The 18,221-nt window shown below is 62.5% G+C and carries 17 protein-coding genes; 13 read left to right on the top strand and 4 right to left on the bottom strand.

Annotated features, from left to right (window positions below):
* Window positions 1–8: 8 nt before the first annotated feature.
* The 4 genes from L6D89_RS04260 to L6D89_RS04245 are packed head-to-tail and all read left to right on the top strand — an operon-like array spanning window position 9 to window position 3,612.
* Window positions 9–902: a heme/hemin ABC transporter substrate-binding protein gene (locus L6D89_RS04260; RefSeq protein ID WP_236198881.1), complete on the top strand. Its 894-nt coding sequence runs from the start codon at window positions 9–11 to the stop codon at window positions 900–902.
* 50 nt (window positions 903–952) lie between these two features.
* The gene (locus L6D89_RS04255) at window positions 953–1,936 is read left to right on the top strand and encodes a FecCD family ABC transporter permease (RefSeq protein ID WP_236199274.1); all 984 of its coding nucleotides are present in this window, start codon (window positions 953–955) and stop codon (window positions 1,934–1,936) included.
* Window positions 1,936–2,703, top strand: coding sequence for a heme ABC transporter ATP-binding protein (locus L6D89_RS04250; RefSeq protein WP_236198880.1), 768 nt, complete (start codon window positions 1,936–1,938; stop codon window positions 2,701–2,703). The genes L6D89_RS04255 and L6D89_RS04250 overlap by 1 nt, the downstream gene beginning before the upstream one ends.
* A 12-nt stretch (window positions 2,704–2,715) precedes the next feature.
* Window positions 2,716–3,612 carry a ChaN family lipoprotein gene (locus L6D89_RS04245; protein WP_236198879.1) on the top strand — a complete coding sequence of 299 codons (897 nt, stop codon included), beginning with the start codon at window positions 2,716–2,718 and terminating at the stop codon, window positions 3,610–3,612.
* A gap of 532 nt (window positions 3,613–4,144) precedes the next feature.
* On the opposite strand, the gene L6D89_RS04240 is transcribed toward L6D89_RS04245, so the two are convergent.
* The 3 genes from L6D89_RS04240 to L6D89_RS04230 form a co-directional block, all read right to left on the bottom strand.
* On the bottom strand, window positions 4,145–4,945 hold the full coding sequence (locus L6D89_RS04240) for a cyclic nucleotide-binding domain-containing protein (protein ID WP_236175852.1): 801 nt from the start codon (window positions 4,943–4,945) through the stop codon (window positions 4,145–4,147).
* Window positions 4,946–5,049: 104 nt separating this feature from the next.
* Entirely contained in the window at window positions 5,050–5,322 is a 273-nt protein-coding gene (locus tag L6D89_RS04235) for a TfoX/Sxy family protein (RefSeq protein ID WP_024767178.1), read from the bottom strand.
* A gap of 231 nt (window positions 5,323–5,553) precedes the next feature.
* Window positions 5,554–7,116, bottom strand: coding sequence for a bifunctional aminoglycoside phosphotransferase/ATP-binding protein (locus L6D89_RS04230; protein ID WP_236198878.1), 1,563 nt, complete (start codon window positions 7,114–7,116; stop codon window positions 5,554–5,556).
* Window positions 7,117–7,333: 217 nt separating this feature from the next.
* Between L6D89_RS04230 and mrcB the strand changes: the two genes are divergently transcribed.
* The 3 genes from mrcB to L6D89_RS04215 are packed head-to-tail and all read left to right on the top strand — an operon-like array spanning window position 7,334 to window position 10,831.
* Complete coding sequence (gene mrcB, locus L6D89_RS04225) at window positions 7,334–9,658, top strand: penicillin-binding protein 1B (RefSeq protein WP_236175850.1); 2,325 nt, start codon at window positions 7,334–7,336, stop codon at window positions 9,656–9,658.
* Between the two features lie 16 nt (window positions 9,659–9,674).
* Window positions 9,675–10,502, top strand: coding sequence for a tetratricopeptide repeat protein (locus tag L6D89_RS04220; RefSeq protein WP_236198877.1), 828 nt, complete (start codon window positions 9,675–9,677; stop codon window positions 10,500–10,502).
* Window positions 10,502–10,831 carry a YqcC family protein gene (locus L6D89_RS04215; RefSeq protein ID WP_236175848.1) on the top strand — a complete coding sequence of 110 codons (330 nt, stop codon included), beginning with the start codon at window positions 10,502–10,504 and terminating at the stop codon, window positions 10,829–10,831. The genes L6D89_RS04220 and L6D89_RS04215 overlap by 1 nt, the downstream gene beginning before the upstream one ends.
* 7 nt (window positions 10,832–10,838) lie before the next feature.
* On the opposite strand, the gene L6D89_RS04210 is transcribed toward L6D89_RS04215, so the two are convergent.
* The gene (locus L6D89_RS04210) at window positions 10,839–11,291 is read right to left on the bottom strand and encodes a DUF4124 domain-containing protein (protein ID WP_236198876.1); all 453 of its coding nucleotides are present in this window, start codon (window positions 11,289–11,291) and stop codon (window positions 10,839–10,841) included.
* Between the two features lie 403 nt (window positions 11,292–11,694).
* On the opposite strand from L6D89_RS04210, the gene L6D89_RS04205 reads away from it, so the two are divergent.
* The 6 genes from L6D89_RS04205 (at window position 11,695) to msrQ (ending at window position 17,630) form a co-directional block, all read left to right on the top strand.
* Window positions 11,695–13,425: an acetolactate synthase 3 large subunit gene (locus tag L6D89_RS04205; RefSeq protein ID WP_236198875.1), complete on the top strand. Its 1,731-nt coding sequence runs from the start codon at window positions 11,695–11,697 to the stop codon at window positions 13,423–13,425.
* 2 nt (window positions 13,426–13,427) lie between these two features.
* Window positions 13,428–13,919: an acetolactate synthase small subunit gene (gene ilvN, locus L6D89_RS04200; RefSeq protein WP_017516326.1), complete on the top strand. Its 492-nt coding sequence runs from the start codon at window positions 13,428–13,430 to the stop codon at window positions 13,917–13,919.
* A 44-nt stretch (window positions 13,920–13,963) separates the two neighbouring features.
* The gene (gene ilvC / locus L6D89_RS04195; protein ID WP_236198874.1) at window positions 13,964–14,980 is read left to right on the top strand and encodes a ketol-acid reductoisomerase; all 1,017 of its coding nucleotides are present in this window, start codon (window positions 13,964–13,966) and stop codon (window positions 14,978–14,980) included.
* Window positions 14,981–15,129: 149 nt separating this feature from the next.
* Window positions 15,130–15,954, top strand: coding sequence for a CDP-diacylglycerol--serine O-phosphatidyltransferase (gene pssA, locus L6D89_RS04190; RefSeq protein WP_017516328.1), 825 nt, complete (start codon window positions 15,130–15,132; stop codon window positions 15,952–15,954).
* 57 nt (window positions 15,955–16,011) lie between these two features.
* A complete protein-coding gene (gene msrP, locus L6D89_RS04185; RefSeq protein ID WP_236175845.1) occupies window positions 16,012–17,022 on the top strand; it encodes a protein-methionine-sulfoxide reductase catalytic subunit MsrP in 1,011 nt (336 codons plus the stop codon).
* Window positions 17,022–17,630: a protein-methionine-sulfoxide reductase heme-binding subunit MsrQ gene (gene msrQ / locus L6D89_RS04180; RefSeq protein ID WP_236198873.1), complete on the top strand. Its 609-nt coding sequence runs from the start codon at window positions 17,022–17,024 to the stop codon at window positions 17,628–17,630. The genes msrP and msrQ overlap by 1 nt, the downstream gene beginning before the upstream one ends.
* Window positions 17,631–18,221 lie beyond the last annotated feature (591 nt).

Raw genomic sequence — 18,221 nt, 5'->3', positions numbered from 1 at the left:
AGCGACTCATGAAATCGTCCATGACTGCACGGGCGCTGTTCGCCGGTCTCTGCCTGACTGCCACCAGCGTGCTGGCCGACGCGTTGCCACAGCGCTGGGTGAGCGCCGGCGGTTCGCTGAGCGAATGGGTCGTCGCGCTGGGCGGCGAAGCCAGGCTGGTGGGCGTCGACACCACCAGCCTGCACCCGGCCTCGCTCCAGGCACTGCCGAAGATCGGCTATCAGCGGCAGCTCGCCGCCGAAGGCATCCTCGCGCTGAAACCGGACATCCTGCTGGGCAGCGAGGAAATGGGCCCGCCGCCGGTCCTGCAGCAACTGCGCGCCGCCGGCGTACGGATCGAGACGCTGTCGGCCACGGCCGACGAGAAGACTGTGCACGAGACCATTCAGCGTCTGGGTGAGCTGCTTGGTGCGCCGGACAGGGCCAGGCAGGCCGCGGCGGCTTTCGATGCACGCCTCGCCGCGCAGGACGCGTGGTTGAAGAAAGCCCAGTCCGCGCAGGCCGCGCCCGGTGTCGTGCTGCTGGTCGGGCACGCCGGCGGCAACCTGCTGGTAGCCGGCCAGGGTACTTCCGGGGACTGGCTGATCCAGCATGCCGGTGGCCGCAACCTGGCGACCCACAAGGGTTACAAGACGCTGTCGACCGAAGCCCTTACCGCGCTGAATCCGCAGGTGGTGGTGCTCAGCGACCGCGCCCTGGAGGGTGACCAGGCTCGCGCCGCACTGACCCAGCAGAACCCCGGCCTTGCCGCGACCAGCGCGCTGCGTGACGGCCGCGTGCTGGTGCTCGATCCGACCCTGCTGGTCGGTGGCCTGGGGCCGCGCATTCCGGATGGGCTGGCTAGCCTCTCTCGAGCCTTTTATCCTTCCGCGCAGGCCCTGAACACGGAAAGTCGTCCTTGACCCGGATCGTTACCGCTCGACCGCTGTTCCTGCTCCTTGGTTTCCTCCTGCTGCTGGTCGTCTGGCTCTCACTGGCCCTTGGGCCGGTGAGCCTGCCACTGGGCGATACCCTGCGTGCACTGGCGCACATGCTTGGGCTGCCGGTGTCCGCTGATGGGCTCGGCCAGGCCGAACTGATCGTCGGGCAGATTCGCCTGCCACGCACCTTGCTGGGCATCGCCACTGGCGGCGTGCTGGCGCTGGCCGGGGTAGCGATGCAGGGTTTGTTCCGCAACCCGCTGGCCGACCCCGGCCTGATCGGAGTCTCCAGCGGAGCCGCGCTGGGGGCGGCCATCGCCATTGTCTTCGGCGCATCCATTGGTGGCTTGCCCGAGGCTTTCGCGCCTTATCTGCTGTCGGCGTGCGCGTTTGCCGGTGGCCTGCTGGTGACAGCGCTGGTCTACCGCCTGGGTCGCCACAATGGCCAGACCAGCGTGGCGACCATGCTGCTCGCCGGCATTGCACTGACGGCGTTGGCGGGCGCGCTGATCGGGCTGTTCACCTACCTTGCCGACGACGCCACGCTGCGCACGTTGACCTTCTGGAACCTCGGCAGTCTGAATGGCGCGAGCTACCCGCGACTCTGGCCGCTGCTACTGATCAGCCTGCTGGTGGCCTGCTGGCTGCCGCGTCGGGTGAATGCATTGAATGCGTTGCTGCTGGGCGAGTCGGAAGCACGCCACCTGGGCTTTGACGTCGAGCGCTTGAAAATCGAATTGATCCTCTGCACCGCGCTGGGCGTCGGTGCGGCGGTGGCGGCGGCCGGGATGATCGGCTTCATCGGTCTGGTGGTGCCGCATCTGCTGCGTCTGCTTGTCGGCCCGGATCACCGCGTGCTGCTGCCGGCCTCGATGTTCGGCGGCGCAATCCTGCTGCTGCTCGCCGATCTGGTCGCGCGCCTGGCGCTGGCGCCCGCGGAGCTGCCTATCGGTATCGTCACCGCGCTGATCGGTGCGCCGTTCTTTCTCTACCTGCTGATCCGGGGGCGCTCCTGATGCTTTGCGCAGACAAGTTGCTGGTCAAGCGCGGTGCCCAGACCGTTCTGCAGGATGTCAGCGTGACGCTGCAACCGGGCGAAGTGCTCGGCGTGCTCGGGCCCAACGGCGCGGGCAAGAGCACCTTGCTCGGTGCCATGAGCGGCGAATTGCCACTGGCCGGTGGTGCAGTGAGCCTGGACGCCCGCCCGCTGGACGCCTGGCGTGGCACCGAGCGGGCGCGCCGACTGGCTGTGCTGGCGCAATCATCCTCGCTGAGCTTTGCATTTACGGTCGAGGCGGTGGTGGGGTTCGGGCGTTTACCTCACGACAGTGGCCGCCAGCGCGATGCGGAAATCATCCGCGAAGCGATGATCGCCGCCGACGCCTCGCACCTGGCCGGGCGCAGTTACCTGGCGCTCTCCGGTGGTGAACGCCAGCGGGTGCATCTGGCCCGCGTGCTGGCACAGCTCTGGCCCGGCGGGACGGAGCAGGTGCTGCTGCTGGACGAGCCGACGTCGGCGCTTGACCCGCTGCACCAGCACACCACGCTGCAGGCCGTGCGCGAGTTCGCCGGGCGTGGCGCGGCGGTGCTGGTGATCCTGCACGACCTGAATCTCGCGGCGCGATACTGTGATCGCCTGCTGCTGCTGCACGAGGCGCGCGCGCACCTGCTCGGCACACCTCATGAGGTGTTGCAGGCGGAGCCGCTGCGCACGGTATTCGGCCTTGATGTGCTGGTGCAGGAACATCCGGAGCGTGGTCATCCGTTGATCATCGCGCGCTGACAAGGAGTTGCCATGAAGAAGGTTCTGCTCGTTTCGCTGCTGGCGCTGGTGGCGGCTTGCCAGAGCCAGCCGGCCACGCCGCCACTGCCGGCCTGGCAGAGCCCGGAGGGCCGCGACAACGCCGAACTGGGCGTGATTCGCGACCTGCACAGCGGCGAACAGCTGTCACCGGCGCAACTGCTCGATCGACTTGCCAGCGCACCGCGGGTGCTGGTGGGCGAGCAGCATGACAATCCCGATCATCACGCCCTGGAGCTCTGGCTGGTGCGCGCCCTGGCCGAGCGCCGGGCGAGCGGCAGCGTGCTGCTGGAGATGATCAATCCGAACCAGCAGGAAGCCGTTGCCGCCGCTCAGGCTGCTGCACGTAACGGACGCATGCCCACCGACCTGATCAGTGCGCTGCAGTGGCAGCCCGGTTGGAGCTGGTCGCAGTACGGCCCGCTGCTGACCTGGCTGATCAAGCAACCGGCGCCGTTGTTGGCGGCCAACCTGGATCACAGCGAGATCATGGATATCTACCGGCACAAGCCGGAGCTGCCGGGAGCGGCTTCCACCGCATCGACGGTGCGCGAAGCCCTGCTGGAGGATATCCGTGCATCCCACTGCGGCCTGCTGCCGGAAAGCCAGCTACCGGCAATGCTGGCGGTGCAGCAGCAGCGTGACCGGCGCATGGCCGAGCGCTTCAAGGCGGCAGCGCAGCCAGCCGTGATGATCGCTGGCGGCTTCCACGCGCGACGTGATTTGGGCGTTCCGTTGCACCTGCAGGACTTGAGCGCTGCGCAAGGGTTGCAGGTGGTGATGCTGGCCGAGGTGGGCAAACATGTAGCGCCGGAGCAGGCGGATTACGCCTGGTACACGCCTGCACAGCCGCCGACGGATTACTGCGCACAGATGCGTGGGAAGATGTAAGTACAGACGGGGCCGATGAGGCCCCGTTTTTCATCCAGGCTGCGAGCCGCAACAGAAATCCCAGGCAAAAAAAGACCCGGCAAAGTGCCGGGTCTAAAACCGTGATTAGCCTGATGAGGAGATAATCTGAAGAGTCCGACTGCGTGGTCTCTCGAGCTTATCCAACTGGCCTCGCAGCCAGTGGTTGTAATAATAACCATTATCATTTGAGAGTCAACACCTTTTCTTCGCCTGAACCCAAAAAACTTGGGCCGCGTGAATGCACTGTGCGAAGAAAAAATCGAGGCAAAAAAAAGACCCGGCAAAGTGCCGGGTCGAAACCGTGATTAGCCTGATGAGGAGATAATCTGAAGAGTCCGACTGCGTGGTCTCTTGAGGTTATCGATCTGGCCTCGCGACCAGATGACTCAATAATAATCATTATCATTTGAGAGTCAACCTCTTTTCTGCAGATTTTTCCCTCGTCCGCAAAATTTATCCTGCGCAAATGAAAAGCCCGGCGCGGGCCGGGCTTTTCAGGGGATGGAGCGCCTTATTCGGCCTGGCGTTGCAGGCGCAGTTGGGTGACTTCCTTGTTCAGCAGGTCGATGCGCCGCGCCATGCCTTCGATCAGGCTGTGGGCGATGCGCGGGTTGCTCTGCATCAGGCTGAGGAACTGGTCCTTCGGAATCACCATCACGGTGCACGGCTCGCTGGCGATCACCGAGGCGCTGCGCTTCTCGCGGGTGAACACGGCCATGGCGCCGAAGATTTCATCCTTCTGCACGTCGCCGACCTTCTGACCGTCGACGAAGGCCTCGGCGTGGCCCTCGATGATGATGAACACGTGCTCGGCGTCATCGCCCTGCTGGATCAGTTGAGCGCCGGCGGCGAAGTGCTGGAAGCCGGTGGCTGGACGAATCTCCGGCTGCTTGAGGTGTGCCAGGGCATCCGACAGCAGCGCGGTGTGGCCGATCAGGTAGTGCAGGAACTGCTCCTGGCGCTGCTCGTTGCTGTGGATGTGGCGGAACACTTCGCTGCGCGAATACGGGATCAGGCACAGCGGCTCCTCGCTGACGTAGCGGCAGGGCGGCAGCTCGATACCCTGGCGCAGGCCGACCAGGTCGCCTTCCTGCAGGTAGAACAGCGGGCGCTCATCCACCAGCGCATGGACCAGGCCGTTCTCGATGAGGAACAGATGCTTGCCGGGCAGCTCGCCTTCCAGGTCGTCGGACCGTTCCAGGCGGATGGCTTCGCCGGCGGGTTCCAGGCCGGCGAGCAATTGCGCCGGAATGCCCTGCAGGCGATTGATCAGTCGATCGGCGTAGGCAGGTTGTTCACCGAGTAGGTACATGGCCGTAATTCCTTGATATGGCGACGGTCGAGGGCGCACGAAGGGCCCTGAAACCATAAGCGGACAGGCACCTTGCGTAAACATTTTCCCACAGAGCTTGTGAGCTAGCTCTTGTTACGTGCGGGAAATGTCTCAAGCTCGCCGAGAAGGGCTGCCTTGTGCGCAGGTGGAAGGTCGTTCCAGTGCACATCCAGCAGGGCGCCCTCGATGGCGTAAAGGAGCACCTTGGAGGCGCGGAAGCCCCGGGCACGCACGGCCCGGTAAGCGCCGACCGCGCCCAGGCGGCGCAGGTCGCCGGCGTTGTGGATGCCCACGGCATGGAGCCACTGGGCCGAGGTCTTGCCGAGGTTCTTCAGGTGCAGCAGTTCGTCGTTCATCGTCTGTCCTTGCGATGGGCACGATGGGTGTCAGGTCTTGAAAAGGCCGAGAACTGCTCGTAGCGGCCGGACACACCCTGGAAAGTGTAGCGGTGGATGAGAAAAGCGTGGCGTTGTGACATCGCCCTGAAAGCGGGGCAGGGCGATGTGGCGCAGGCAGGGCGCGCCGTGTGGCGCTACCCACCCGCCGGAATCACCGCGCGGCGGCGATTCGGCCCGACAAACGGTGGATCAGAGGCCTGGCAGACGCTGGCGGATGCTGGCGACCAGTGCGTCGAGGCTGGCGGCGTCCGGAGTGTCAACGCGCTTGCTGTGCTGCTGCTCTTCGGCGTTGAGCTCTTCGCGATTGGCCAGTTGTGCCTGGACGACTTCCAGAGTGGCGTCGGAGGGGTCGTTGCCTTCGCTCTGGCGCTGGGCCAGCCAGCCGGCGATCACCGCTTCGGGCGCGTGGCAGTCGAGGATCAGGAAGGGTACGCCGGTTTCCTCGGCGATTTCCCACGCGGCAGCGCGCTGCTCGCGCTTGAGGAAGGTGGCATCGAGCACCACCGGATAGCCGGCGCGGAGGATGTCCACCGCCAGTTCGTTCAAGCGCTGGTAAGTGGCGCTGGTAGCATCGGTGTCATAGATGCCGCCCTTGAGCTGGCCTTGTTGCGCCGCCTGCTGCTCGCCGAACAGGCGCTTGCGCTCTACGTCCGAGCGCAGGCGCACGGCGCCCAGGGCTTCTACCAGGCGCAGCGCAACCTGGCTCTTGCCGACGGCGGAAACGCCGACGGTCAGCGCCAGGAAGCGTGACGGAATCGCACTGTAGCTTTCCGCCAGGTTGGCGTAGTTGCGGTATTGGCGCAGGGTCGCGGCCTTCTGCACGGCGTCGGTCTGGTGTGCCAGGCTGAACAGCGCAATCTTGGCGCGAACCAGGGCGCGGTATGCCTTGTAGAAGTTCAGCAGGGCCAGGGACTGGTAGTCGCCAGTGTATTCCAGGTACTGGCTGACGAAACGTCGCGACAGGCACTTCAGGCCGCGGTCTTCCAGGTCCATGGCGAGGAAGGCGTAGTCGGCGGTGACGTCGGTGAAGCGGAACGGCTCGTTGAACTCGATGCAGTCGAAGAGCACGACCTTGCCATCGATGATCGCAGCGTTACCCAGGTGAATGTCGCCATGGCATTCACGGATGAAACCCTTCGCCTTGCGCTGTTCGAACACGTCGTGGAGGCGTTCGAAACTCGACTCAGCCCAGGCTTCCAGGGCATCGAGCTGGAGCAGGTCGGCCTTGTCGGACAGCATCGGGCGGATCTGCTCGAAGTTCTGCCGCACAGGCGCCATGCAGGCGTCCGGGGTGCCCAGCGGGTGTTCGGTGGGGACGACCGGGGTGCGCAGGTGGAAGTCGGCGATCTGTCCGGCCAGGCCGTCCACGTGATCTGCACCAAGCTCCCCGCGGGCCTGCACTTCGCTGAGCAGTTGGTGCTGCGGGAACTCGCGGCACTGGATCATGTACTCGATGGCCGGGCCTTCGCCGCCAAGCTGTGGAGCGGCTTCGCTGCCGGTGATGGCGATCACGTCAAGGTACAGGCCTTCGGTCAGGCGCTGGTTCAGGCGCAGCTCCTCTTCACAGAAGTGCTTGCGCTTGGCCAGATCGGTGAAGTCGAGGAAACCGAAGTTCACCGGCTTCTTGATCTTGTAGACATAGGAGCCAGTGAGCAGCACCCAGGAAATATGGGTTTCGATGACCCGGAAGCCGTCGACCGGATGAGGGAACAGGGCGGGGTTCTGCAGGGCTGCGAGTAAGGTCTGGCTCACGTAATGTCCTTTCCGATCGAATTTTCTAAAGGCTGGCATTATGGCGACTGGGTCGGCAGGTGCAAACTCTGCGGCTGGCCGGCAACCAAATGGCCATCGCGGGGTCATAGCTCCGCTACTGCCGACTTCGCGAGATGCGCGGCAGTTCGCATCAAGCCCGGACGCCCGCTGGAGCGGCGTCTGTCTCCTGTGGATAAAGTACGTATAATGCGCCGCCATGACGCGTCCCCGATCTTCCAAACCTCGTAAAAAAAGCGGCAAATCGTCGCCTGCCATGCGCAAATGGCTGGGCTGGGCTCTCAAGCTTGGTCTGGTCGGTGTCGTGGTGCTGGCCGGTTTTGCCGTGTACCTCGATGCGGTTGTCCAGGAGAAATTCTCCGGCAAGCGCTGGACCATTCCCGCCAAGGTTTACGCCCGGCCACTGGAGCTCTTCGTCGGCCTGAAACTGGGCAAGGACGACTTCCTGCGCGAGCTGGATGCCCTGGGCTATCGCCGTGAAACCTCGGTCGCGGGGCCTGGCGCCGTGTCGGTGGCCGGCAACGCCGTCGACCTCAATACCCGTGGCTTCCAGTTCTATGAAGGTGCCGAGCCGGCGCAGCGCATTCGTGTGCGCTTTTCCGGCAACTATGTGGCGGGCCTGAGCCGCGCCAACGGCGGCGATCTTGCCGTCGCGCGCATGGAGCCGCTGCTGATTGGCGGCCTGTACCCGGCGCATAACGAAGACCGCATCCTGATCAAGCTCGACCAGGTGCCGCCGTACCTGATCGATACCCTGGTCGCCGTGGAAGACCGCGATTTCTGGAGTCACCACGGGGTTTCGATCAAGTCCATCGCCCGTGCCGTGTGGGTCAACGCCAGCGCAGGCCAGTTGCGCCAGGGCGGCAGTACGCTGACCCAGCAGTTGGTGAAGAACTTCTTCCTGACCAACGAGCGCAGCCTGTCGCGCAAACTTACCGAAGCCATGATGGCGGTGCTGCTGGAGCTGCATTACGACAAGCGCGAAATCCTCGAGGGCTATCTCAACGAGGTGTTCCTCGGCCAGGATGGACAGCGCTCGGTGAATGGCTTCGGTCTCGCCAGCCAGTACTTCTTCAGCCAGCCGCTGTCGGAGCTCAAGTTGCCGCAGGTGGCTCTGCTGGTCGGCATGGTGAAAGGGCCTTCCTATTACAACCCGCGGCGCAATCCGGAGCGTGCTCTCGAGCGTCGCAACGTGGTGCTCGATGTACTCGCCGAGCAGGGCGTGATTACTCCCGAAGAGGCCGCCGCCGCCAAGCAGGCACCGTTGGGTGTGACCCGTCAGGGCAGTATGGCCAACAGCTCCTATCCGGCCTTCCTCGACCTGGTGAAACGTCAGCTCCGCGAGGACTACCGCGACGAGGACCTGACCGAAGAAGGTCTGCGCATCTTCACCAGCTTCGACCCCATCCTGCAGATGAAGGCCGAGTCCGCTGTCAGCGAAACCTTCAAGCGTCTCGAAGGCCGCAAGGGCGTTGCCGAGACCGAGACCGCCATGGTCGTGACCAACCCGGAAACCGGGGAGATCCAGGCCCTGCTGGGCAGTCGCGATCCGCGCTTTGCCGGCTTTAACCGTGCAGTCGATGCGGTGCGGCCGATTGGTTCGCTGGTCAAGCCGGCGGTCTATCTGACCGCACTGGAGCGTCCGAGCCAGTACACGCTGACCAGTTACATCCAGGACCAGCCGTTCCAGGTGAAGGGCAAGGATGGCCAGGTGTGGACGCCGAAGAACTACGAAGGCACCGCCAACGGCACCATCTTCCTTTATCAGGGGCTGGCCCGATCGCTGAACCTTTCCACCGCCAGGCTGGGCCTTGACCTGGGTGTGCCGAATGTTCTGAAGACGCTGGAGCGCCTGGGCGTGTCGCCAAACTGGCCGGCCTATCCGTCCATGTTACTGGGCGCTGGCGCGCTGAGCCCGATGCAAGTGGCAACCATGTACCAGACCATCGCCAGTGGTGGCTTCAACACCCCGCTGCGGAGCATCCGCAGTGTGCTGGCGGCAGATGGTCAGCCGCTCAAGCGCTATCCGTTCCAGGTCGAGCAGCGTTTCGATCCCGGCGCCATCTACCTGCTGCAGAGCGCCATGCAGCGGGTGATGCGCGAGGGTACCGGGCGCTCGGTCTACAACCAGTTGCCGGCGTCCCTGACCCTGGCGGGCAAGACTGGCACCACCAACGATTCGCGCGACAGCTGGTTCTCCGGTTTCGGCCAGGACCTGCTGGCAGTGGTATGGATCGGTCGTGACGACAACGGCAAGACGCCGCTGACCGGCGCGACCGGCGCACTGCAGATCTGGACCAGTTTCATGCGCAAGGCCGACCCGCTGCCGCTGGACATGCCGATGCCGGATAATGTCGTGCAGGCCTGGGTCGACCCGCATACCGGGCAGGGCACTGATGCCAACTGCCCCGGTGCAGTGCAGATGCCTTATATTCGTGGAAGCGAACCTGCGCCGGGCGCGGGTTGCGGAAACCAGGCCCCGGCCGGCGAGGTCATGGACTGGGTGCGCGGCTGGTTGAACTGATGCAAGAGGATTGGAAGTGAGAAAAGCTTGGTTTGCAGCGTCGGCGACTCTGGCGCTTCTGTCCGGTTGTGCGTCCCCGCAGCACGGTGCCATTCCCGTGCAGGACTCCGGTACCTCCGTCTCCAATTCGGAGCGCGTCGGCCGTAGTGGCGGCAATACCCAGGCGCCGGTTCGTGCCGGCGCTGGCCAGAGCATCCCGCAGGGTGATTCCGGCGTTACCGTGATGGTCCCGCAGGATGCGGGTATGGCACCGATCCAGACCTTCCCGGCGCAGACTGGCGCTGCGCCGATCAGCACCTCGCTGATGACCACGGCCCCGGGTGCCGCTGGCGCCCCCTATTCTTCGCAGCAACCGATCTCCACCAGTGGTGGCATCAATTCCAACGGTGGTTTCCAGTCGCAGACCTACCAGCAGCCGGTGTACCAGAACCAGCCGGCCGCGCCGGCGAGCCAGGGCAATGCCTACCAGGGGCCGTCCGGGATTCCGTCGAGCAACTCCGGCCTTTCGGCAGACGAACAGCTGGACGGCCCGGTGCTGGCGCTGCTGACCTCCGCCTCGCAGCAGCAGGGCGGAGGTGACCTGAACGGTGCCGCTGCCAGCCTGGAGCGTGCTCAGCGTATCGCTCCGCGCGAACCGCAAGTGCTCTACAAGCTGGCGCAGGTTCGCCTGGCTCAGGGGGATGCCGCGCAAGCCGAGCAGGTGGCGTTGCGTGGCCTGTCGCTGGCCAACGGTCGGCCGACCATGCAGGCCAGTCTGTGGGATCTGATCGCCAAGTGCCGTGACCAGCAGGGCAATGCTGCCGGGGCAGCCGAGGCGCGTCAGAAAGCCAAGGTGACCCTGTAATGGACGCGCGCGTGCTGGCGGTCGCGGATCAGTTGCTACTGATCGAGCGGGAGCTGCGTACGATCGGATTGTGGGGAAGCGAAAGCCCGTCGACGGACAGGCTTTCCAGCATCGAGCCCTTCTGCGTCGATACTCTGGCGCTGGAGGAGTGGCTGCAGTGGATATTCCTGCCGCGGATGAAACTGATCATCGAGAGCGGCGCGGACTTGCCCAATGCTTCGGGCATCCGCGCCATCGCGGAAATGGCCTACGCCAACGAGGGGGCGCGCGTTGCGGCGCTGCTGGATGCGCTCGGCGCCTTCGATCAGTTGATCAGCCCGACGCCCTGAGCGGGCGTCAGTTGCAGTTCTCGCGGATATCCTTCTCGCTCTTGGCGATCCGCGCCTGGCGCTCTTCTTCAGTGAGACGACGCAGTTCGCCGCTGCCATCGTCAACGCGGATGCGCGGGTTGTTCTTCATCTGCGCCAGATCGACGCGCAGTTGCTCGCACTGCTTCACGCGCTGAGCTTCCTGCTGCGCCACTTCCTGCTTGACCTTGTCGTCAACGGCCTTCTGCTTCTCATCCTCGCTGGGCGGCAGCGTCGGCTTGGCCGCGGCCGGCGGCGGGAAGTTGCTGCTGGCCTTGGGAGGCGCGGTGTTGGTATTCACGGTGGCGGCATTGGTGCCTTCCGGCGGTTGCGCGCTGAAGTGGGTGGTGCCCTGGGCGTCGACCCATTTGTAGACCTGCGCGGCCATCACGGTCGGGGCCAGTGCGAGCAGCAGGCTGCCCATGAAAATCGTCCGTCGCATGCTTTGTCGATCCTTGGGATACGGAGTCTGTCGGTAACTATAACCAAATCGTGCGCTTATTCACTCTGAGAAAGTTCACATCCCCGCTTCATTCAAAGCCATATATGGCTTGACTTGACCGCTTCGTTTCAGAAGAATCCAAGGTTCGCTGCAGTGGGCCGGCCGCAAGCTGGTTTTACTCGGCAGACAAGAGGTGCTACCCGCGCCGCAAAGTTTCACCCTGTTTCGCGTTACCTCGCGCTGGGTGGAGGCTCTCCGTAACACAAACAGGAGCGTCTCCAGGTTCTGCTCAATCGGCAGTCGACGTAGCCGGCGATTACATTCGCCCATGTCTGCCGGGCAGCCATCCAAGTCGGTCCCCCACGTTGGGGGTTTCCGTATATAGCGTTCTAGAGGTGACAACGTGGAACTTTTATCCGGCGCTGAAATGGTCGTCCGCTCCCTGCGTGACGAAGGCGTTAAGTACATCTACGGGTACCCGGGCGGTGCCCTCCTGCATATCTACGACGCTCTCTTCAAAGAGAACGAAGTAACCCATATCCTGGTTCGCCACGAGCAGGCCGCCACTCACATGGCCGATGGCTATGCGCGCGCCACCGGTAAGCCCGGCGTGGTGCTAGTGACCTCCGGTCCCGGTGCGACCAATGCCATCACCGGCATCGCCACTGCCTACATGGACTCCATCCCGATGGTGGTGATCTCCGGCCAGGTAGCGAGCAACATGGTCGGTACCGACGCGTTCCAGGAAACCGACATGGTCGGTATCTCCCGCCCGATCGTGAAGCACAGCTTCATCATCAAGCACCCGTCGGAAATCCCCGAGGTCATCAAGAAGGCCTTCTATATCGCCCAGTCCGGCCGTCCCGGTCCGGTGGTGATCGATATTCCGAAGGACATGGGCGATCCGACCCAGAAGTTCGAATACAACTACCCGAAGAAGGTCAAGCTGCGCTCCTACAGCCCGGCGGTCCGTGGCCACTCCGGCCAGATCCGCAAGGCCGCCGAGATGATGCTGGCCGCCAAGCGCCCGATCATCTACGCCGGTGGTGGCGTGATCATGGGCAATGCCGCCGAGCCGCTGACTGAAGTCGCGCGCATGCTCAACGTGCCGGTCACCAACACTCTGATGGGGCTGGGTGGCTATCCGGGTACCGATCGCCAGTTCGTCGGCATGCTCGGCATGCACGGCAGCTACACCGCGAACCTCGCAATGCACCACGCTGACGTGATCTTTGCCGTCGGCGCGCGCTTCGACGACCGCGTGATCAACGGCGAGACCGCAGCCAAGTTCTGCCCGAACGCCAAGATCATCCACGTCGACATCGACCCGGCCTCGATCTCCAAGACCGTTAAAGCCGACATCCCGATCGTTGGCCCGGTGGATAGCGTCCTGACTGAAATGGTCGCGATCCTCAAGGAAATCGGCGAGACCCCGAACAAGGAAGCCCAGGCTGCCTGGTGGAAGCAGATCGAAGAGTGGCGCGGCAACCGCGGCCTGTTCCCGTACAACATGGGCGACGGCAGCATCATCAAGCCGCAGACCGTGATCGAGACCCTCTGCGAAGTCACCAACGGTGATGCCTTCGTCGCTTCCGACGTAGGCCAGCACCAGATGTTCGCGGCGCAGTACTACCGCTTCAACAAGCCCAATCGCTGGATCAACTCCGGTGGCCTCGGCACCATGGGCTTCGGCTTCCCGGCCGCCATGGGTGTGAAGCTGAACTTCCCCGACGCCGACGTCGCCTGTGTGACCGGTGAAGGCAGCATCCAGATGAACATCCAGGAGCTGTCCACCTGCCTGCAGTACGACCTGCCGGTGAAGATCGTCAACCTGAACAACGGTGCGCTGGGCATGGTCCGCCAATGGCAGGACATGCAGTACAACAGCCGCTACTCGCACTCCTACATGGAATCGCTGCCGGACTTCGTCAAGCTGGCTGAAGCGTATGGCCACGTCGGCATGCGCATCACCGACCTGAAGGACCTGAAGCCGATGATGGAAGAAGCATTCGCGATGAAGAATCGCCTGGTCTTCCTCGACATCCAGGTCGATACCAGCGAGCACGTCTACCCGATGCAGATCCGTGGTGGTGCGATGCGCGACATGTGGCTGAGCAAGACGGAGCGTACCTGATCATGCGACACATCATTTCCCTGCTGCTGGAAAACGAACCCGGCGCGCTCTCCCGCGTTGTCGGCCTGTTCTCCCAGCGCAACTACAACATCGAAAGCCTGACCGTCGCCCCGACCGAGGACCCGACGCTGTCGCGCCTTACCTTGACCACCGCCGGTCAGGATGAGGTCATCGAGCAGATCACCAAGAACCTCAACAAGCTCATCGAGGTAGTAAAACTGGTGAATCTCTCGGAGAGCGCGCACATCGAGCGCGAGCTGATGCTGGTGAAAGTGAAGGCCACCGGCGCCCAGCGCGCCGAGGTCAAGCGCACCACCGACATCTTCCGCGGACAGATCGTCGACGTGACCAGCAGCGTCTATACCGTGCAACTGGCCGGTACCAGCGACAAGCTGGACAGCTTCATCCAGGCCATCGGCACCGCGTCGATCCTCGAAGTTGTCCGCAGCGGCGTCACCGGCATTGCCCGTGGCGACAAGACTCTCAGCATCTGATTTGAAATACGGCCCACGAGGCCAACTGACAGGGGATTACCCAAATGCGCGTTTTCTACGATAAAGACTGTGACCTCTCCATCGTTCAGGGCAAGAAAGTTGCCATCATCGGTTACGGCTCCCAGGGCCATGCCCACGCCTGCAACCTGAAAGACTCCGGCGTCGACGTCACCGTCGGCCTGCGTGGGGGTTCTTCCTCCGTTGCCAAGGCTCAGAACCACGGCCTGAAAGTCGCCGAAGTAGCCGAAGCCGTTGCTGCTGCTGACCTGGTCATGATCCTGACCCCGGACGAGTTCCAGGGCCGCCTGTACAAGGACGAGATCGAGCCGAACCTGAAAAAAGGCGCCACCCTGGCCTTCGCTCACGGCTTCTCCATCCATTACAACCAGGTCGTACCGCGTGCTGACCTCGACGTGATCATGATCGCGCCGAAGGCCCCGGGCCACACCGTACGTTCCGAGTTCGTGAAAGGCGGCGGCATCCCTGACCTGATCGCGATCTACCAGGACGCCTCGGGCAATGCCAAGAACGTCGCCCTGTCCTACGCCTGCGGCGTTGGCGGCGGCCGTACCGGCATCATCGAAACCACCTTCAAGGACGAAACCGAAACCGACCTGTTCGGCGAGCAGGCCGTTCTCTGTGGCGGTTGCGTCGAGCTGGTGAAAGCCGGTTTCGAAACCCTGGTCGACGCCGGTTATGCTCCGGAAATGGCCTACTTCGAGTGCCTGCACGAACTGAAGCTGATCGTTGACCTCATGTACGAAGGCGGCATCGCCAACATGAACTACTCGATCTCCAACAACGCCGAGTACGGCGAGTACGTGACCGGTCCGGAAGTGATCAACGCCGAATCCCGTCAGGCCATGCGCAACGCTCTGAAGCGCATCCAGGACGGCGAATACGCCAAGATGTTCATTTCCGAAGGCGCCACCAACTACCCGTCGATGACCGCCAAGCGTCGTAACAACGCCGCTCACGGCATCGAAGTCATCGGCGAGCAACTGCGCGCCATGATGCCGTGGATCGCTGCCAACAAGATTGTCGACAAGACCAAGAACTAAGGTCCTTTCGACAAACGAGGAAACGCGGCGCTTGCCGCGTTTTTTCGTTTAGGGGCGGTGATCTGGTATAAAGCGGGGGCGCCGGGTGAGTCTGCGCAGTAGCGTACCCCGGCGAATCTCAGCCTCAACGAGTTCTCAAGGAATCGTCCATGAGTGAAGGTCACGAGGAGCCCAACAAGGCTTCCGACACCGAAGAAAGTCTGCTGCCCATCGATGAGCACATCGAAGAGGGCCACGACGCCGAAGGTCGCAAGGTTCGTCATCGCGGCATCTACCTGCTGCCCAACCTGTTCACCACCGCGGCACTGTTCACCGGCCTGTACGCCATCATCAATGCCATGAACGGCGATTTCTCCAACGCCGCCATCGCCATCTTCGTTGCCATGGTCCTCGACGGTCTCGACGGTCGTGTGGCCCGTCTGACCAATACCCAGAGTGCCTTCGGCGCCGAGTATGACTCGCTGTCCGACATGGTCGCCTTCGGTGTCGCTCCGGCGCTGGTTGCCTTCGAGTGGGCGCTGAGCAGCCTGGGCAAGGTCGGCTGGATGGTCGCCTTCATCTATGTGGCAGGCGCCGCTCTGCGTCTGGCGCGCTTCAATACCCAGGTGGGCAAGGCTGACAAGCGCTACTTCATCGGTCTGGCCAGCCCGGCTGCCGCGGCGCTGGTTGCCGGTACGGTGTGGGCATTTGCCGACTTCGATGTGCAGGGAGCCAAGGTTTCCCTGCTGGTGGCCCTGATGGTTGCAGCCGCAGGCATGTTGATGGTCAGTAACATCAAGTACTACAGCTTCAAGGATCTCGACCTGCGCGGCCGCGTGCCGTTCATGGCGATCCTGGTAGTGGTGCTGGCATTCGCCGTGGTCTTCACCGACCCGCCGCGCATCCTGCTCCTGCTGTTCCTTGCTTACGCCACCTCCGGCCCGGTGCAATACTTGTTGCAATTGCGCCGTCGCAAGCAGCCGCCTGCCGTGTAATTTCCAGCGGGCTCCGCAGTCTACTGGCGCATACAGCCAGTCGTTGCGGAGCCCGTCATGCTGATCAAATCGTCCCGCCTTTCCGATTGCCACGAATCGGAAGTCACGCCCGAATCCCTCTATCTCTCCCGTCGTCACTTTCTCGGTGGTGCGATGGCGGCTGCCGCTTTGTCCGGATTGCCGCGCCTGAGTTTTGCCGAAGGTGGTCGCTATGCCGATGTGGCCGAAGCTGCGGCTCCTTCCTGGCTGGCGGAAAAACTCACCGCTACCCGCTGGGATGCGGTGACGGTGAAAGATGAAGCCATCACCCCGTTCAAGGATGCGACCACCTACAACAACTTCTACGAGTTCGGCCCGGACAAGGGGGATCCCGCCGCCAATGCCGGTTCGCTGAAGACTGAGCCCTGGTCTGTAGTGATCGATGGGGAGGTGGGCAAGCCCGGCAAGTACGCGCTCGAGGATTTCATCAAGCCATACCAGTTGGAGGAGCGCATCTACCGATTGCGCTGTGTCGAGGCCTGGTCGATGGTGATTCCGTGGATCGGCTTTCCGATTTCCGAACTGATCAAGCGGGTGGAGCCGACCAGTAAAGCGAAGTACGTACGCTTCGAGACGCTGGTGGATCGAAAGGACATGCCCGGTGTGCAGTCGAATTTTGCCCTGATCGACTGGCCCTATGTGGAGGGGCTGCGTATGGATGAAGCCATGCATCCCCTGGCCATTCTTGCCGTTGGGATGTATGGCCGTGTGCTGGCCAACCAGAATGGTGCACCCCTGCGGCTGGTGGTGCCGTGGAAGTATGGCTTCAAGGGGGCGAAGTCCATTGTGCGGATCAGCTTTGTCGAGGAGCAGCCAAAGACTACCTGGCAGAGCCTGGCAGCGGACGAGTACGGCTTCTATGCCAACGTCAATCCCACCGTGGACCATCCTCGCTGGAGTCAGGCGCGCGAGCGCCGTTTGCCTAGTGGACTATTCAGTCCCAATGTTCGTCCCACCCTCATGTTCAACGGTTATGCCGATGAAGTCGCTTCGCTGTATGCAGGTATGGACCTGAGGAAGGATTACTGATGCGCTATCCATTCTGGCGAGCCGGGGTGTTTCTGGCTGCTTTGGTGTTGCCGCTCTATTGGTTGTACCAGGCGTGGATCTTCGATCTCGGACCCGACCCGGGCAAGGCTTTGGTCGACCGGCTAGGGCAGGGCGGTCTGATCCTGCTGCTCATAACCCTGGCCATGACTCCTCTGCAGAAGATCACCCGCTGGGGAGGCTGGGTACAGGTCCGCCGGCAGCTGGGTCTGTGGTGCTTCACCTATATAGTGCTGCACCTGAGTGCCTATGCCGTCTTCATCCTGGGGTTGGATTGGGCGCAGCTGGGCGTCGAACTGCGCAAGCGTCCCTATATCATCGTCGGGTTCGTTGCCTTTCTTGGCCTGTTCTCGCTGGCGATCACCTCCAACCGTTACAGCATGCGCAGGCTGGGCTCGGGCTGGAAGAAACTGCATCGCCTGATATATGTCATCCTCGGTCTGGGATTGCTGCATATGCTGTGGGTCGTGCGGTCCGATCTGGAGCGCTGGGCGATCTACGCCGCCATGGGCCTGGTCCTGATGCTGTTGCGGGTGCCTCCCGTGGCGCGTCGTCTGACGTCGCTGCGGAGCCGTCTGGCCGCTAGCTGAAGAATCTTTCAGAAATGTGTTGACGGTCATTTTTAAGTCCCTATAATGCGCACCACTCCCAGCGACGAAGCGCTGAAAGAACTTGAAAATCAAGTACTTACAGAGGTTCGAAGGTGAGAGTGGTGATCAGGCAGATGATTCACTTGCCGCTCTTCATTGGCTGCTCCGGCAGCGAGCTGAAAAGAAGGTCGCCGAGGTGCTTGACAGTGAATTTGATCGCTGTAGAATGCGCCTCCCGCTGATGAGAGGTTTGACTTCTCGGAAGCCCAAGCGATTGAGTAGAAAAGAAATTTTCGAAAAATAAAGCTTGACGAAAGATGAGGTTAGCGTAGAATGCGCGCCTCGGTTGAGACGAAAGCCTTAACCAACTGCTCTTTAACAAGTTGAATCAAGCAATTCGTGTGGGTGCTTGTGATGTAAGACTGATGATCGACTGATTATCAGCAACGCAAGTAACACTCGTAAATTCGAGAGTTTTAGCTCATTAAATTGAGCATGCGATTGCTGAGCCAAGTTTAGGGTTTTCTCAAAACCCAAGCAGTATTGAACTGAAGAGTTTGATCATGGCTCAGATTGAACGCTGGCGGCAGG

This window comes from Pseudomonas pseudonitroreducens (assembly GCF_021603645.1).
GTDB classification, from domain to species: Bacteria; Pseudomonadota; Gammaproteobacteria; order Pseudomonadales; family Pseudomonadaceae; genus Pseudomonas; species Pseudomonas pseudonitroreducens.
This window is presented reverse-complemented; position numbering and strand designations above follow the sequence as displayed.

Bases quoted from the DNA above. Each gene is read 5' to 3' on its own strand.
- L6D89_RS04235 (WP_024767178.1), bottom strand. From the start codon at position 5,322: ATGAACGACGAACTGCTGCACCTGAAGAACCTCGGCAAGACCTCGGCC.
- L6D89_RS04210 (WP_236198876.1), bottom strand. From the start codon at position 11,291: ATGCGACGGACGATTTTCATGGGCAGCCTGCTGCTCGCACTGGCCCCG.
- L6D89_RS04215 (WP_236175848.1), top strand. From the start codon at position 10,502: ATGGACGCGCGCGTGCTGGCGGTCGCGGATCAGTTGCTACTGATCGAG.
- L6D89_RS04245 (WP_236198879.1), top strand. From the start codon at position 2,716: ATGAAGAAGGTTCTGCTCGTTTCGCTGCTGGCGCTGGTGGCGGCTTGC.
- msrP (WP_236175845.1), top strand. From the start codon at position 16,012: ATGCTGATCAAATCGTCCCGCCTTTCCGATTGCCACGAATCGGAAGTC.
- L6D89_RS04240 (WP_236175852.1), bottom strand. From the start codon at position 4,945: ATGTACCTACTCGGTGAACAACCTGCCTACGCCGATCGACTGATCAAT.
- L6D89_RS04250 (WP_236198880.1), top strand. From the start codon at position 1,936: ATGCTTTGCGCAGACAAGTTGCTGGTCAAGCGCGGTGCCCAGACCGTT.
- ilvC (WP_236198874.1), top strand. From the start codon at position 13,964: ATGCGCGTTTTCTACGATAAAGACTGTGACCTCTCCATCGTTCAGGGC.
- ilvN (WP_017516326.1), top strand. From the start codon at position 13,428: ATGCGACACATCATTTCCCTGCTGCTGGAAAACGAACCCGGCGCGCTC.
- mrcB (WP_236175850.1), top strand. From the start codon at position 7,334: ATGACGCGTCCCCGATCTTCCAAACCTCGTAAAAAAAGCGGCAAATCG.
- L6D89_RS04260 (WP_236198881.1), top strand. From the start codon at position 9: ATGAAATCGTCCATGACTGCACGGGCGCTGTTCGCCGGTCTCTGCCTG.
- msrQ (WP_236198873.1), top strand. From the start codon at position 17,022: ATGCGCTATCCATTCTGGCGAGCCGGGGTGTTTCTGGCTGCTTTGGTG.
- pssA (WP_017516328.1), top strand. From the start codon at position 15,130: ATGAGTGAAGGTCACGAGGAGCCCAACAAGGCTTCCGACACCGAAGAA.